This window comes from Flavobacterium sp. HSC-61S13, assembly GCF_024171535.1.
Lineage (GTDB): Bacteria > Bacteroidota > Bacteroidia > Flavobacteriales > Flavobacteriaceae > Flavobacterium.
Genome location: NZ_JALJZV010000002.1, coordinates 228,948 through 243,791 on the forward strand (window position 1 = coordinate 228,948; position 14,844 = coordinate 243,791).

Below are 14,844 nucleotides of genomic sequence, written 5' to 3' on the forward strand. Positions count from 1 at the left end.
AATTTCCATTTTTTTATCAACTCTTAAAGTCACCGTATTTCACTGAAGCTCAAAACCTTTCTTAATCTATATAAACAATACAGAAACCATGGCATTAATCTCTTCCAAGAACTTTTGATCGTCGGCAGTAAAAGCCCCTCGCACATTGGAATCAATATCAATTTGTCCGATATTTCTTCCTTCGACAAACAACGGAACCACAATTTCTGCTTTCACATGAATATTACAAGAAATATAATTGTCTTGCGCCGTGACATCTTCTACTAAAAAGGTTTTGTTAGAAACAGCAACTTGTCCACATATCCCCTTTCCAAAAGGAATAACCGTATGATCGGTCGCTTCTCCTGCATAGGGACCCAACACCAATTCTTGGCGTTCCTGGTTTGCAAAATAATAGCCAACCCAATCGTAATAATCTATAGTGTCGTGCAGCAAATGACAAATTCTCAATAATTTATCTTCACACAACCAAGTTCCGTGATTAACAATATCGTAAACCTTTATTTTCAGCGCTTCGTAGTCCATGTCTTTTTATTTACAAATATATTAGAAATCGATTCCATAAAATACCTATTTTTGTTAAAAAACAACCCGCGTTTTTATGAAGCAATACCAACCGTTTCTATTATTCATCACGAAATTTTTCGGCTCATATATCGCGCTTACCTTAGCCTACAAAGCCTACCTCTCAAAATTTGATTTACAGGCCAACGAAATAGACGGCATAACCAAGATGGTTTCGACCCAAGTTGTGCGCACTTCCAGACTATTCAACCAAAATGTTGAAATCATTAAAAGCAACTCCGAAGCAGCATATAAAGTATTATTTAATGACCAATTTGTTGCTCGGATCATCGAAGGATGCAACAGCATCAGTGTACTTTTACTTTTTACTTCATTTATTATCGCTTTTTCATCCTCATGGCTTAAAACCAGCGCTTACATCATCATTGGTAGTTTCACCCTCTATGTTTTGAATATCCTTAGAATTGATTGGTTTATCTGGGCGTTATACCACTACCCAGAACAACAACAACTCTTACACGACATTGTCTTTCCGCTACTTATATACGGATTGGTATTACTACTTTGGTTGGCATGGATTTTTAAATTCTCGAAGAAATGAAAAAGAACTTTCCATTGTTGTTCATTCGCATCTTAGGAACCCTACTTTGCATCGCATTGTTAGCACTAGTTCGATTCTACGAAACCCATTTGTTCTATGATCCTTTCTTATTGTATTTCAAAAGCGATTTCCAAAAACTCCCTCTACCAGATCTCAATCCCATTAAACTATTGATTTCTTATATATTCAGATACAGCATCAATAGCATAATCTCGCTTGGCATCATCTATTTATGTCTATATGATCGATCCCTGATTCGATTTAGCGCATGGATGTACTTGATTTTATTAATTATTCTGCTGACCCTTTTCAGCTTGTTCTTATTTGCTTTTCAGCAACCGGACAATATGTTGCTGTTTTACGTTCGTCGTTTAATCATTCAACCGGTTTTTTTACTTTTATTTTTAGCCGGATTTATGTATCAAAATCATTCCAAAACCTCCAAAAGAATAAATTAATTCATTTTTAACAAGGTAAAACCGAAATATTTAATATTTTTGTAGTATGTATAACAAAAAATGGATCTCGTATTTATTCCTGTTTTCCCTATTGTTCTCCAATATAGGGCTGGCATATAATATCCATTCTTGTCGTGGCAATATTGAAAAAATTTCGTTAGCCTACACCAAGCATCACGAGGATTCGTCATGTAAAATGGGCTCCGAGGATTCTTGTTGTTCCATCCCAGAAGTCAAAAAGAAAAACGATTGCTGTAAAGACGATGTAGTCACTCAGCAACCTACAGATAAGAATCTAGTCAAAACTTTTTTGGTTCAATGGGATCACTTTATCCTTCCTGCTTCATGGAACTCTCTAGATTCATTAGCCTACATTCCACAAGAGGAGTTGCCGATGGAATTGCTTTTCTACTGTGATTCACACGCTCCACCGCTCTTTAAATTATATTGTCAGTATATTTTCTACGCCTAATATCAATGTCTATTTTTTTGTTGCCACAAGCGATTTAAATTCACATTAATATTAAATTTCAATGAAACACATTATTACCGTATTATTATGTGCCGTTGCCCCAACCTTATGGGCACAGGAACAAATAACTGGAAGAGTAGTTGACGAAAACAATCAACCGATATGGAGCGCTTCTGTATATTGGGTAAACACGTCAATTGGCACTACCACAGATGAGAAAGGACATTTTACATTACCACATCCAAACAGCAATCAACAACTAAAGATTAGTTTTGTAGGATATAAAGATCAACTGATCAACCTGGATTCAGCGAAGGAACTAAAAATCAAATTAGAACTAGACACTCAATTAGCAGAAGTGATCGTCAACACCAAACAGCGCAACACTCAGCGCTCTATTAAAGGAACCTCGAATACCATCACTATGAATAGTGGGGAACTATTAAAAGCGGCTTGTTGTAATATTTCAGAAGCTTTTGAAACCAATCCGGCCATTGATGTCAACTTCTCAGATGCCATTACCGGTACCAAGCAGATCAAAATGTTGGGATTGAGTAGCCCCTATATCCTCATTGCTGAAGAAAACATCCCGTCTGTCCGAGGAGCATCTCAAGCTTATGGCTTGACATTTACTCCGGGCACTTGGGTCGAAAGCATACAAGTAACCAAAGGCGCCGGGAGTGTTGTTAACGGCTTTGAAAGTATTTCGGGACAAATCAATACCGAACTGATCAAACCGATGAACGATATCCCCATGTTCATCAACCTCTACGGGTCCTCAGAAGGAAGGTTTGAAGCCAATGTACACGCTAATAAAAAGGTGTCCGACAAATGGAGTACCTCGCTATTTCTTCACGGAAATGCAAGAAAAACCAAAAACGACATGAATCATGATGGTTTTCTAGACAATCCATTAGGAGATCAAATCAACGTGATGAATCGTTGGCAATACACCAATCTCGAAAAAGGCTGGATCAGTTTTTTAACTTGGCGCTACATGAAGGACAACAAACAGTCCGGAGAATTTAAGTACGACAAAAGCAAACACCGAATCACCAGCATCACCGACAAGTTTGCAAAAAATTACTGGGGATCCGAAGTCAATACAGAGAAATTCGATATTTCGTCCAAACTTGGCTATGTATTTCCCGAAATGCCGTTTCAAAGTGTCGGATTACAAATGTCTTACAACTATCACAAACAAGACTCCTATTTCGGACTTAATCAATACGACATTAAGCACAACAGTATCTATTCTAATTTAATTTTCAGCTCCATTATCAACAACACCCTAAATAAATTTTCTACGGGTGTTAGTTTTACTTTAGATAAATACGACGAAGAATTAGCGCTTCCTGTAGCGACAAGCTACAACAGAATCGACAACTCAGTAGGTACGTTTTTCGAATATACGTATGACAATACAGAAAACTTTAGCTTTGTAACCGGCCTACGTTTTGACGTACACAATAGAATGGGCGCGTTTTTTACTCCCCGATTTCACTTGAGATACAATCCATGGGAAGAGGCAGTTGTCCGTCTATCGGCAGGTAGAGGGAAACGATTGGCCAATATTTTTGCCGAAAATCAAAATTTATTTGCCAGTAATCGCGAATTTTTAATCACTAATGCAGGTGGAAATATTTATGGCTTAGATCCAGAAATCGCTTGGAACTATGGTTTAAGTCTTTCGCAGGGATTCAACCTATTTGACAGAAAAGGTGATGTAACGGTAGATTTCTATAGAACTGATTTTGAAAATCAAATCATCGTAGATATCGATCAAAGTTCCCACCAAGTCAATTTCTATAACCTTGAAGGAAGCTCCTATGCCAACAGCTTACAATTGGATGTCAATTACAATCTGGCTCGTAGTTTTAACTTGAGAGCAGCCTATAAATATTACGACATACAAACCGATTATAAAGCGGGAAAACAAGAACGCCCCCTACAAGCGAAACATCGTTTTTTTGCCAATTTAGAGTTTGAAACAGAATTAAACCAAAATCAAGGTAACTGGAAATTTGATTTCACTTATAATTGGATGGGTAAACAACGCCTACCCAACACAGCTGACAATTTACCACAAAACAGATTACCTAAGTATTCCAACCCGTTCTCCACCATGAATGCACAAGTTACGAAGGTCTTTAGTACGCGCTTTGAAGTTTATGCTGGCGGTGAGAACATTGGTAACTACAGACAAGGACGCGTGATTTTAGGCGCCAACGACCCATTTGGCAAAGACTTTGATAGTTCAATCACCTATGCCCCAATATTTGGACAAATGTATTATGCCGGATTAAGATATAAATTAGAATAATTTTTAAAACCCCTTTTATTATGAAAAATATACTTTTAGCTACATTCATGGCTTTATTTAGCCTTAGTGGTTTCGCACAAGAAAAAGCCAATAAAAATGCCAAGCAATCCATAACGGTAAAAGGCAATTGTGAGATGTGTAAAAAACGAATTGAAAAAGCGGCCTTTGCCGTTAAAGGTGTGCGTTCAGCAGTATGGTCAAGCGAAACCCAGAAATTAGAGCTTTTGATCAATGAGAATAAAACCGACTCTAAGAAAGTACAAAAAGCTATCGCAAACATCGGACACGATACCGAGGCATATAAGGCAGAACAAAAAGATTATGATGCGTTACACGGCTGCTGTCAATACGTAAGAGATTAAACCAATACATCTCTTAGAATTAGCATATATTTCTTTAAATACAGTGGTTTTCATTATCAGTAAAGCCACTGTATTTAAAATAAAAACAAAAAGGACAGTCTTTTCAGACTGTCCTTTTTTTCAAAACAACAAAATACATCTTATGGCTAAACTCACAAACCACAAGACAAAACTTTCTTTTTCATAACAAATTTACATTGTGTTTTAAGCTACTCTTATAGTAATCATTCTTTAATATCGCATACAATCAAACCATTCAATACTATTAACGATGACCCCTTGTTAATCATACTGTTTTAATAAATATTTCAACAAATCTGTCGTCGTTAAAATCCCAACCAACAAATCTCCCTCCATAACCGGCAAAGCACGGAATTCTTCTTTTGATAAAATCTCCACTGCTTCTTTGATATTCGCATCAGCCTGGATAGTAACCAAATTTTTGGCCATTACCTGCTCTATGCTAAACATATTATATACAGTCACATCAATGTCTTCATCAAATTCCCCCGCACTATCTGCTAAACTAACACGTAAAAGATCTGTATAACTCAACATCCCTATGATCTTATTTCCCGAAACAACAGGAACATGCCTAATCTTATATTTTTTAAAAAGACTTTCTGCCTTGGTTAAGCTATCGGTCAAATTCAACTTAATAACATTTGCAGTCATAATCGTTGATACAGGAATGCGTTGTTTCATGATTAATAGTTTGAAATTGATAGGACAAATGTAAAGGGCGAAACAACTAAAAAACATGACTTTTATCATAAATTAAAAAAAACTTTATAAAAAAATTCATTTTTAACTGCCATTAGGGATATATTTTGTCCATTTTTTTATTCGCAAAAAGTCATAAGTAACAAAAATTACCCTCTCAAAAAACAAAGCATCAATACAATAACGCACTTTTATTAAAAAAACATTTTCGATTTTATTTTTGAATACAAAATTTTAAAAAGTGTATTATAAATCGATAATCAATATGAAAAAAGTAGTCTTGCTTAAAATTTCAAATCAGCTTGTTTTTTTAGTGAACTACACAAACCCCCATAATACGGAATTAGCAATAGTCAAATTCTGTGCTGTAATTTAATTTACGATTCCCTCGAAATGTACCTATAAAACCCACCGTCATAGCATTAAATATTTTTTAAAAAATTTATAAAATTTATAAAAAAAACAATATTTTTTAAATTAGCTCTTACAAAAAACTTCTCTTAAGCCACATATCTTTCATTACTACTCAAGTATCACTCTCTATTTCGTTACTTTTCTGAGTAAAAAACACCTGAATTCTGACCGATCGTAATTCGAATTAGCATACAAACTTTAATTAAAGCATATAAACGAATGACATTACCACAGCTATCGAAGAGCGTTCGCTATGATATCAGACTCTACCCAAAATGTAATTTGTCAGTAAAGCATCAAACAACTATTAAAGCTTGACAATTTAAAATACAGACCTTTAGGTTCTTTTAGCTTAAAACCAACAAGGATGCTTCATAACCTAAAACAACTTGACAAAAATTCTCGTTTTCGAGGAGTTCAATTAACGTACAATAAAACTTTAATTTTTACCGAAAAAATCATAACTTGTATATTTAAGAAGTTAGCCCAACAGCAATAAAGTCACTTCATAAACAAGCTCATACTAAACCCATCATAACATGAAACCCCTTATAGATACTAACGACGTCGCCACTACAAGTCGTCTACAGCCATTTTACAAAGTAGATATTGTAGTGATAGGTGCTGGACAAGCTGGATTATCAGCGGCATATCATTTACAAAAACAAGGCATCGCGCCCGGCAAGGGTTTCGTGGTATTAGATGATGAGTTTGGTCCAGGTGGTGCTTGGCAGCACCGATGGGATTCCCTGACCTTGAGCAACGTAAATGGAATACACGACTTACCCGGAATGGGTTTTGCTGATGCCGTAAACAGCATCGATAAACAACTACAAGCCAATATCGCTATCCCAAAATATTATGAACAATACGAGAAATTCTTCGAACTTCCTATCATACGCCCCGTGCGCGTTATAGAAGTTACTGAAAGCAACGGCCGATTTCTGCTACGCACCAACAGCACACAATTCAGTGCAAGAGGAATTATAAATGCCAGTGGAACTTGGAAAACACCAAACTGTCCACGATATAAAGGATGGGAAAAATTTAATGGTCGACAACTACATACGGGAGAGTATAAAAATGCCGAAGAATTTATAGGGAAACACGTCATTGTAGTTGGCGGAGGGATCTCAGCCATACAACTATTGGGTGAAATTTCAGCAGTAACCCAAACCACTTGGGTAGTACGGCGACCTCCTGACTTTAGAAATTATGATTTCACCCCAGAACAGGGCCGCGAAGCTGTTGCGATGGTCGAAAAAAGGGTACGCGAAGGTTTGCCTCCAGTTTCAGTAGTCTCGGTAACTGGGCTACCGTTTACACCAACCCTCGAGCAATTGTTAAAGAAGGGCATTTTGGACTACAAACCCATGTTTGAAGAGATTACTCCAACCGGCGTTAAATGGGCAGATGGAAGCACCGTGAATGCCGATGTTATTTTTTGGAATACCGGATTTAAGCATTCCTTAGACCACTTAGCTCCTCTGAACTTATTCAATGATAATAACGGCATTAAAATGACCGGAAAGCTAGCAACACAAGTAGCTGATGATCCCCGAATTCACTTAACGGGTTATGGTCCCTCTGCTTCCACAGTTGGGGCGAATCGCGCTGGTAGAGCCGCCGCCCGAGAACTCATACAGTTTTTGAAATTGTAAATAGTTTCTTGGAATTTCAAAAACCCGCTGAAAAGAAATCACCTTTAGTTCATCTTTAACACCGTTTACCAACCACTAGACATATCTGAATGTAACAAAATGTACTATTGAGAATTCACAAAATATAAACGACCACTTGTTAGAAGTAAAGAAAAATATTCACACTCTAAAACTCGCCTACCACTATTGCCAGTTGGTATTACAAACAAATAGATCATCGCAGCCAATTAAATACTCGTCTACACTAAACTCACCAGTCCAAATAGTGGGTTTTTAAAAGATTCAATCAAGATTGAAGGCATAACTATTAAACTATTAAACTCAGTAACAACAGAATTAAAGACCATATTATATACTATTAAACCCCTTGCTTATTAAAAAGCCCAGTACAAAGATAAATGCAACGGCAGTTAATCCAGTAAATATTGCTTGACCGTCTTGTAAAATATTAGGCGTTAAGGTCATCGTAATAATTCCTGCCGCACCAGAAATATACATCTAATACTGTATTGCTTTCAACTTAACGATTTGAAAAACAAGCTCCACCAGACACCTCTTTTTCAAAATTATCACCAACCATTTCATCTAACCATTCTTCAGGAAAACCGAAACCCTTAAAAATTGATCTGTAATTGGTATTTTCATCCCAAGCTCCAATTTTCTTAAACTTATAATAAGAGAATTTATAATTCGCGTGTCCAGGAATTTCATGCGAAAGCTTTTTGGCAAATACAACCATAATCGTTTGCTGATCGAAGATTTTTACCATAAAAGGCTGTTGATCTTCCTCAGCTAATTTTATCTGAGAATAAAACATCCCACTAAAAATCGGATCCGAATACTGCAAACACCCAAATTTGATTTCGACTGGCATAGCACTTTTGTCTCCTTCTGGTTTAATAGCATGAATAAAATAAAATATATTATCACTATTCATTCCTATTTTTAAGTACCTACTTTCATCCATCGGTCGGAATTTTACATCAGACTCATCCACTTTACTCAATGATGACAATTCCCCTCCTCCAATTCCTTGCTCAGTAGCTATCCACTCGTTTTTTAGGTACTGTATCACCTCCGCTTCTTCCTTATTCGCATCGTCAGATTGGCAATTCACCAAAGTCAGTAACAATAAACTGGCAATTAAATAAGTAATTCTCTTCATTTTGTGAAATTTTAGGATTTTAAATAAAAAATCAAAAGTAATAAATAATATTGATTTAACAGCATATATAGACGCAAGACACAAACACTTTCTCAGAAGAATCAATTAAAAGATTAGTCTTCTTAAATATGATTGCCACCAGTCGATATACATCCTTTCACTTGAAATTCTAAAAGCTAACGAAGCTTAATTGATTGTTCCATTTTAAAAATGCTTGCATTATTAATTTAAAAGAATGTACCCAACAAGCAGGATCCCTATTTTTTTATATAGCAAACTCAAAATCACCTTAAGCAAAAAAACAATTTTACAAACTATCAACAGCAAATCTACAAATACACACATATATCTTTTACAAAAATCCAATTAATCACATATTAATGTTATTTTAGACAAAATTTATATTTTATGAAAAAATTAGTACTTTTTGGCTTTTTAGGAGCTGCAACATTGATCAGTGCACCAACACATGCACAAGAAAAAGTAAAGTTCACAAAAGAACAGTTAAAAATGATGGATGATGAACTATTCGACGAAATGTTCGTCGGTGTCAGTTCTAAAAAGAATTCAACCCTACTTCTTAAAGATGGAACCAAAAAAGAGGGTCCTGTTTCTGGAATAGATCGAAAAAAGGGTCAAATTACTTCCATCAAAATGAAAGATGCTTCCGGTAAAAAAATAGAGTACCAAGCCGATGAAATCGAAGAAATGTATTTACCTATTACTGGAATGGCCAAGGGAGCAAAAGTGGCAAACTATTTTGGCAACACTAGAAACTGGGGAAGTAAAAGCTTAAATAAATCAACCAATCCAAATGAAGTCTATGTAAAAAACATCAAGGCTTCCTTAAAAAACAAGAAAACTGAAAAAGAGTTCTTGATGCAATTAATCAATCCAAGCTTCAGTAGCCAAATTGAAGTATATGCTGATCCAATGGCTAGTGAAACAACCTCTGTTAGCTTTGGTGGAGGACCTAAAATCGGTGGAGGAGTCACTAAATCATATTACGTAAAGAAAGGCGATGAAGTAATCTGGCTTAAAAAAGGAGAATTTGAAGAAAACTACAACTTCCTTTTTGGGGACAATGAAGAATTCCTACAAAAATTCCCGTACAAATCAATTAAATGGGAGCATTTAAGCTATCTAATAGCGGAATACACCAAAATGTCAGAAGAGAAAAACTCATAAATGAGCGAAAAGAGACTGTCCTAACAGGCAGTCTTTTTTTACCAAACCTCCTAAAAAGAATAAAGCGAGTACTTACAATCAATTGCAAGCACTCGCTTTGTTTTAACCTTTTTTGTGACCGCGGAGGGGTTCGAACCCCCAACCCTCAGAGCCGAAATCTGATATTCTATCCAATTGAACTACGCAGTCATTATTATTTTTATTTGGTTAAAAGTTGTTTTACCAAAGTTGAGATTGTTTTACCATCTGCTCTTCCTGCAACCTCCTTAGTAACCATTGCCATTACTTGACCCATAGATCCCATACCTGCAAATCCGCCTTCCGCAATGATTTTAGCAATCATTTGTCTAACTTCCTCATCAGATAACTGTTCTGGCAAAAACTGCTCGATAACAGCTGCCTGTGCGATTTCCGGTTCTGCCAAGTCAGCTCTACCTTGTTCGGTAAAAATAGCAGCACTATCTTTTCTCTGTTTTACCAACTTCTGAAGAATCTTAATTTCCTCATCTGCTGATAATTCTTCTTTAGCTCCTGATTGAGTCTGAGCTAATAACAATTCTGATTTAATTGCTCTTAATGACTCAAGGGCAACGGTATCTTTTGCTTTCATTGCGCTTTTCATAGCGTCCATGATTTTTGCTTGTAAACTCATAATTCGGTGCTTTTTTGTTGGGCAAATATAAAAAAATAACCCGAAGAAAGGAAGCCTTTTATCGGGTTATTAGTATAATTTATAATTTTAACTAATCTACGTTGTCATGTAAAAAAGAATTGTTTGAGCGCAATTGTGAATCGTTATTGCTATCCGTCCCCAAAGACATTCTCGACTGAGAACCCTCTCTAGATGGTGCATTTAAGTCAATTCCCATTCGCTTGTATGCCGGTTCCTTTTCCAAATCGTTTAACTGCGTATTGGCGTTGTTAAATTTGTAATTGAAATCCTTCATTTTTTTCTTGCGTTCTTCCGTACGGTTTCTCAACATTTCCTCGATAGACATTTCTACTGGAGAAATATCTTCGTAGTCGTTCGTATCCATAGGAATCAATTCTTCTGCCGTGCGAATACTAAAAGAAAACGTTTCTTCTACTTCTTCTACTACTGGCTTTTTATTTTTGGAATTCAACAGTTCGTTCTCAATTTCCATATAGTCCTCCAAAGAGTAACGAACTACGTCTTCAGGCGCTTTGGTAATAATCTGCGAACGTTGTTCAGAGGATAACGAAGAAATAATATGTTTGGCTTCGTTAACCTGAATTTGATTTACTTCTTCTGCAAAATGAAATAAAACCGGCTCTTCTTCGATGATTTGCTGTTTCGGCACATCAAATTCAAACTCAAATTTATCGCGGATAACCGGTTCCGATTTTTTAAAAATCACGAACTCAGGCTCCACTACATGCATATCTCTTATATCGCGAACCCCTCTATTATTACTGTCATCTGGCGTAGATACTACTGGCGCAGCTGGAGTAACTATCTCAAAAAACACATCTAAATCTGACGGTTCATTTTCTGGGACATTAACTTCCGCTATTGTTTTTTTTTCAACCTCAAAACCGCCTTGATCATTGGAATCAATCGGACTTTGATTATCATCTAAACCAAAAACAACTTTTTCTTCAGAAACCTCTGCAACTACTTGATTTGTCAAAGGCTCTTCCGGAGTAGAGAAATTAAACGAAGGCAAGTTTTTCTGAGACAAATCTCTGACTACTTTTTGCTCCTCCTCCAACGCGTGAACAATCACTCTGTCTTCAGCAGAATTTACTATCACCTTTTGTTGCTCCACATTAAAACCCGTAGCAATAATAGTAACGGCTACAGACTCTCCTAAGGATTCATCTTCACCAACCCCCATAATGATATTCGCATTATGACCGGCTTCTGTTTGAATGTGATCATTGATTTCTCCAATTTCATCAATAGTGATTTCATTAGTTCCTGAAACAATCAACAACAAGACGTTTTTAGCACCGGTAATTTTATTGTCGTTCAACAATGGCGAATCCAATGCTTCGACGATAGCGTCTTTTGCACGAGTTTCCCCAGATGCAATTGCCGATCCCATTATTGCCGTACCACTATCTGATAAGACGGTCTTAGCATCTTTTAAATCGATGTTTTGCGTATAGTGATGCGTAATTACTTCAGCAATACCTCTAGAGGCTGTTGCCAAAACTTCATCCGCCTTAGAGAACCCGGCTTTAAACCCCAGGTTACCATAAACCTCTCTTAATTTATTATTATTGATAACGATCAGTGAATCGACGTTTTTACGCAAGCGCTCCACTCCTTTTAAAGCTTGTTCCTGACGAACTTTACCTTCAAATTGGAAAGGAATCGTAACAATACCTACCGTAAGAATGTTTCTCTCTTTAGATAATTGTGCAATCACTGGGGCAGCACCTGTTCCAGTTCCTCCACCCATACCTGCAGTAATGAAAACCATCTTGGTATTTACATCCAACATCTTTTCAATTTCCTCGATACTTTCTAAAGCGGATTGTTGTCCAACTTCTGGATTGGCACCTGCACCTAAACCTTCAGTCAGATTAATCCCCAATTGAATCTTGTTGGGAACGGTACTGTTTTGCAACGCCTGTGAATCGGTATTACAGACCACGAAATCAACTCCTTTAATCCCCTGCTTAAACATGTGATTAATGGCGTTGCTTCCGCCTCCACCTACTCCAATTACTTTAATTACGTTTGATTGATTTTTAGGTAAATCAAACTTTATACTTTCAAAATCTGTATTCTCCATACGTATCGTTTTTATTCTGACTTATCAATAAATTCTTTAATCTTATTATAGAAATGAAACAAAAATCCATTTTTGAATTTGTCTGCAGTCGAAACTGTCTCCACTTCTTTTTTAGGCTTCACTTGCTCCTTTGTAGCAACAGGCTCGTCAACAACAGGCGACTCCAAATGTACTTCTTGGTAATCAACCACACGCTCTACACGTTCTGTTTCTCTAAACTGCATCGGATTGTGTTGCTTTTTAGTTTGATCAAATTCTTGCATCGAAACCGCACCTTGTGTTTGGTTCTTTTCGCTTTCCATGACTAAACCTACAGCAGTTGCAAATAACGGGCTCGAAATCTCTTTCTCTGAATCGCCTGCCAAATGCTCATTTGGATACCCTATTCGAGTATCTATACCCGTAATATACTCTACTAATTGTTTGATGTGCTTCAATTCAGAACCACCTCCTGTTAAAACAATTCCTGCGATTAATTTTTTTCTAGGGTTTTCATAACCATAGGTCTTAATTTCCGCAAATACCAATTGTATAATTTCTTCTACACGGGCATGAATAATTTTTGACAAGTTTTTTAACGATATTTCTTTCGGTTCCTTTCCTCTTAAACCCGGAATAGAAACGATTTCATTATCTTTATTTTCACCCGGCCATGCCGATCCAAACTTCGTTTTTAACAACTCTGCTTGTTTTTCAATAATCGAACAACCTTCTTTTATATCTTCAGTAATCACATTCCCTCCAAAAGGAACAACTGCTGTATGACGAATAATCCCATCTTTAAAAATAGCCAAGTCGGTAGTACCACCTCCGATATCAATCAGTGCTACACCCGCCTCTTTTTCTTCTTGACTCAAAACGGCTTCCGCAGAGGCCAAAGGCTCCAAAGTAATCCCAGACAATTCTAGTCCAGCATCCTTAATACATCTACCCGCATTTTTTATCAATGCCGCCTGACCCACAACTACATGAAAAGTAGCTTCCAAACGAGCGCCATACATACCAATAGGTTCTTTTATACCAGCTTCCCCATCGATTTTAAATTCCTGTGGTAAAACATGAATAATCTCTTCCCCAGGAAGCATACTCAATTTCGACACTTGACTAATCAGCATTTCGATATCTTTATCGCCAATCACTTCGTCAGGATTGGAACGACTGATATAATCACTATGCTGTATACTGCGAATATGCTGTCCAGCAATACCGACAACAACATTCTTTATTTTATAACCGGAAGAAGCTTCTGCTTCTGCAACGGCATTCTGAATCGATTGAATGGTCTGCGTAATGTTGTTTACCACACCTCTTTTTACTCCTAAACTTTTCGCTTTTCCAAGTCCTAGGATTTCGAGTTTACCATACTCGTTTTTCTTTCCTATCATGGCAACGATTTTCGTCGTTCCAATATCTAATCCTACCGCTATATTATCTTTTTTCATATTCTAAAATTTGGTACACACTACTTGCTGGGTAAATCTGAGATTTATCGTTTTATAACTATCGATCAGGGTGTCGTTTTTTGCATAATGCAGAAAAGCCTTGTAATTGGCAAATTTGCGTTCTACTTCATCACATCTCCCAAACAAAATATCAAAATCGTGGTTTCTATTCTTCAAGATCAACGTCTGATCCGGTTGAATAACAATTCCTGTTATACTGGTTTTTAAAAAATCATCTTCGCTTATGGCACTTAAAACTCGGGTTATATTCGCCCTATTTGCATTATTCACCACGCCGTCAATTACGGGAACTCGGGCAGAAAAACTCTCCGACATCGGCATATCATCCCCCTTAGTATCAAGGTAATGAGACCCCCTATCCGAATTGACTCGGGCTATAGCTACCTTCTGAACAACATCGGCCATTAAAACCCCATCAACTGTTGTGTAAACTTGAGCCTCGGCAATCATATCATGCTTAGACAGTTCAAGCTCTAACCTATTCAAATCTAATATAGATTTCTGAATTTTAGAAGTCCTTGGAAAATATTGTATCAACAAGTTATTAACCACTTCTGTAGTTACAAAAAAGCCCTTATTATCGAGAAATCTCACCTCAATACGCCCCAATTCTCTGGCTTCATTCCGCTTATTCGAAAACGAAAACAAGAAAATCATCGCAAAAAAGACGAGCCAAATGCGAATATCATTCCATTTTATTTTCTTAAAAAACTTTATCAAAACC

At 36.7% G+C, this 14,844-nt stretch carries 15 protein-coding genes and 1 tRNA gene; 7 read left to right on the forward strand and 9 right to left on the reverse strand.

Translation table 11 applies throughout. The features are described from left to right. Positions 1-66: 66 nt before the first annotated feature. Positions 67-525, reverse strand: a complete 459-nt coding sequence (locus L1275_RS03350; protein WP_253469707.1) for a GAF domain-containing protein — start codon at positions 523-525, stop codon at positions 67-69. Between the two features lie 76 nt (positions 526-601). Here L1275_RS03350 and xrtF point away from each other — a divergent pair, with 76 nt between their 5' ends. The 5 genes from xrtF to L1275_RS03375 all read left to right on the forward strand — a co-directional run bounded on the left by xrtF (position 602) and on the right by L1275_RS03375 (position 4,741). Continuing rightward, positions 602-1,126, forward strand: coding sequence for an exosortase family protein XrtF (gene xrtF / locus L1275_RS03355; RefSeq protein ID WP_253469710.1), 525 nt, complete (start codon positions 602-604; stop codon positions 1,124-1,126). Continuing rightward, positions 1,123-1,584, forward strand: coding sequence for an exosortase F system-associated protein (locus tag L1275_RS03360; protein ID WP_253469713.1), 462 nt, complete (start codon positions 1,123-1,125; stop codon positions 1,582-1,584). The genes xrtF and L1275_RS03360 overlap by 4 nt, the downstream gene beginning before the upstream one ends. A 46-nt stretch (positions 1,585-1,630) precedes the next feature. Next, positions 1,631-2,056 carry a hypothetical protein gene (locus tag L1275_RS03365; RefSeq protein WP_253469716.1) on the forward strand — a complete coding sequence of 142 codons (426 nt, stop codon included), beginning with the start codon at positions 1,631-1,633 and terminating at the stop codon, positions 2,054-2,056. 61 nt (positions 2,057-2,117) lie between these two features. After that, on the forward strand, positions 2,118-4,379 hold the full coding sequence (locus tag L1275_RS03370) for a TonB-dependent receptor (RefSeq protein WP_253469719.1): 2,262 nt from the start codon (positions 2,118-2,120) through the stop codon (positions 4,377-4,379). 20 nt (positions 4,380-4,399) lie between these two features. Then, entirely contained in the window at positions 4,400-4,741 is a 342-nt protein-coding gene (locus tag L1275_RS03375) for a heavy-metal-associated domain-containing protein (RefSeq protein ID WP_253469722.1), read from the forward strand. 282 nt (positions 4,742-5,023) lie between these two features. Here the strand turns inward: L1275_RS03375 and L1275_RS03380 are convergent, their stop codons facing one another. Beyond that, positions 5,024-5,446 (reverse strand): CBS domain-containing protein, encoded by a 423-nt coding sequence (locus tag L1275_RS03380; RefSeq protein WP_253469725.1) that lies wholly within the window; start codon positions 5,444-5,446, stop codon positions 5,024-5,026. Positions 5,447-6,417: 971 nt separating this feature from the next. On the opposite strand from L1275_RS03380, the gene L1275_RS03385 reads away from it, so the two are divergent. Beyond that, positions 6,418-7,539, forward strand: coding sequence for an NAD(P)-binding domain-containing protein (locus tag L1275_RS03385; RefSeq protein WP_253469728.1), 1,122 nt, complete (start codon positions 6,418-6,420; stop codon positions 7,537-7,539). A 348-nt stretch (positions 7,540-7,887) separates the two neighbouring features. On the opposite strand, the gene L1275_RS03390 is transcribed toward L1275_RS03385, so the two are convergent. Both L1275_RS03390 and L1275_RS03395 read right to left on the reverse strand, forming a co-directional pair. Next, the gene (locus L1275_RS03390; protein WP_253469731.1) at positions 7,888-8,037 is read right to left on the reverse strand and encodes a hypothetical protein; all 150 of its coding nucleotides are present in this window, start codon (positions 8,035-8,037) and stop codon (positions 7,888-7,890) included. A gap of 22 nt (positions 8,038-8,059) precedes the next feature. Continuing rightward, entirely contained in the window at positions 8,060-8,704 is a 645-nt protein-coding gene (locus L1275_RS03395; RefSeq protein ID WP_253469734.1) for a hypothetical protein, read from the reverse strand. 408 nt (positions 8,705-9,112) lie between these two features. Here L1275_RS03395 and L1275_RS03400 point away from each other — a divergent pair, with 408 nt between their 5' ends. Beyond that, entirely contained in the window at positions 9,113-9,892 is a 780-nt protein-coding gene (locus L1275_RS03400) for a hypothetical protein (protein WP_253469737.1), read from the forward strand. Between the two features lie 115 nt (positions 9,893-10,007). On the opposite strand, the gene L1275_RS03405 is transcribed toward L1275_RS03400, so the two are convergent. The 5 genes from L1275_RS03405 to L1275_RS03425 all read right to left on the reverse strand — a co-directional run bounded on the left by L1275_RS03405 (position 10,008) and on the right by L1275_RS03425 (position 14,840). Continuing rightward, positions 10,008-10,081 (reverse strand) — tRNA-Arg (locus L1275_RS03405). Positions 10,082-10,091: 10 nt separating this feature from the next. Next, positions 10,092-10,544 (reverse strand): GatB/YqeY domain-containing protein, encoded by a 453-nt coding sequence (locus L1275_RS03410; RefSeq protein ID WP_253469740.1) that lies wholly within the window; start codon positions 10,542-10,544, stop codon positions 10,092-10,094. Between the two features lie 91 nt (positions 10,545-10,635). Beyond that, positions 10,636-12,657 carry a cell division protein FtsZ gene (ftsZ, locus tag L1275_RS03415; RefSeq protein WP_253469743.1) on the reverse strand — a complete coding sequence of 674 codons (2,022 nt, stop codon included), beginning with the start codon at positions 12,655-12,657 and terminating at the stop codon, positions 10,636-10,638. Positions 12,658-12,668: 11 nt separating this feature from the next. Next, positions 12,669-14,099 (reverse strand): cell division protein FtsA, encoded by a 1,431-nt coding sequence (ftsA, locus tag L1275_RS03420; protein WP_253469746.1) that lies wholly within the window; start codon positions 14,097-14,099, stop codon positions 12,669-12,671. Positions 14,100-14,102: 3 nt separating this feature from the next. After that, on the reverse strand, positions 14,103-14,840 hold the full coding sequence (locus L1275_RS03425; RefSeq protein WP_253469750.1) for a cell division protein FtsQ/DivIB: 738 nt from the start codon (positions 14,838-14,840) through the stop codon (positions 14,103-14,105). Positions 14,841-14,844: the final 4 nt, after the last annotated feature.

What these genes read in the sequence shown, in the direction of transcription:
- L1275_RS03400 (WP_253469737.1), top strand. Translation starts at nt 9,113, where the DNA reads ATGAAAAAATTAGTACTTTTTGGCTTTTTAGGAGCTGCAACATTGATC.
- ftsA (WP_253469746.1), bottom strand. Translation starts at nt 14,099, where the DNA reads ATGAAAAAAGATAATATAGCGGTAGGATTAGATATTGGAACGACGAAA.
- L1275_RS03410 (WP_253469740.1), bottom strand. Translation starts at nt 10,544, where the DNA reads ATGAGTTTACAAGCAAAAATCATGGACGCTATGAAAAGCGCAATGAAA.
- L1275_RS03375 (WP_253469722.1), top strand. Translation starts at nt 4,400, where the DNA reads ATGAAAAATATACTTTTAGCTACATTCATGGCTTTATTTAGCCTTAGT.
- L1275_RS03365 (WP_253469716.1), top strand. Translation starts at nt 1,631, where the DNA reads ATGTATAACAAAAAATGGATCTCGTATTTATTCCTGTTTTCCCTATTG.
- L1275_RS03385 (WP_253469728.1), top strand. Translation starts at nt 6,418, where the DNA reads ATGAAACCCCTTATAGATACTAACGACGTCGCCACTACAAGTCGTCTA.
- ftsZ (WP_253469743.1), bottom strand. Translation starts at nt 12,657, where the DNA reads ATGGAGAATACAGATTTTGAAAGTATAAAGTTTGATTTACCTAAAAAT.
- L1275_RS03370 (WP_253469719.1), top strand. Translation starts at nt 2,118, where the DNA reads ATGAAACACATTATTACCGTATTATTATGTGCCGTTGCCCCAACCTTA.
- xrtF (WP_253469710.1), top strand. Translation starts at nt 602, where the DNA reads ATGAAGCAATACCAACCGTTTCTATTATTCATCACGAAATTTTTCGGC.
- L1275_RS03395 (WP_253469734.1), bottom strand. Translation starts at nt 8,704, where the DNA reads ATGAAGAGAATTACTTATTTAATTGCCAGTTTATTGTTACTGACTTTG.
- L1275_RS03360 (WP_253469713.1), top strand. Translation starts at nt 1,123, where the DNA reads ATGAAAAAGAACTTTCCATTGTTGTTCATTCGCATCTTAGGAACCCTA.
- L1275_RS03390 (WP_253469731.1), bottom strand. Translation starts at nt 8,037, where the DNA reads ATGTATATTTCTGGTGCGGCAGGAATTATTACGATGACCTTAACGCCT.
- L1275_RS03350 (WP_253469707.1), bottom strand. Translation starts at nt 525, where the DNA reads ATGGACTACGAAGCGCTGAAAATAAAGGTTTACGATATTGTTAATCAC.
- L1275_RS03380 (WP_253469725.1), bottom strand. Translation starts at nt 5,446, where the DNA reads ATGAAACAACGCATTCCTGTATCAACGATTATGACTGCAAATGTTATT.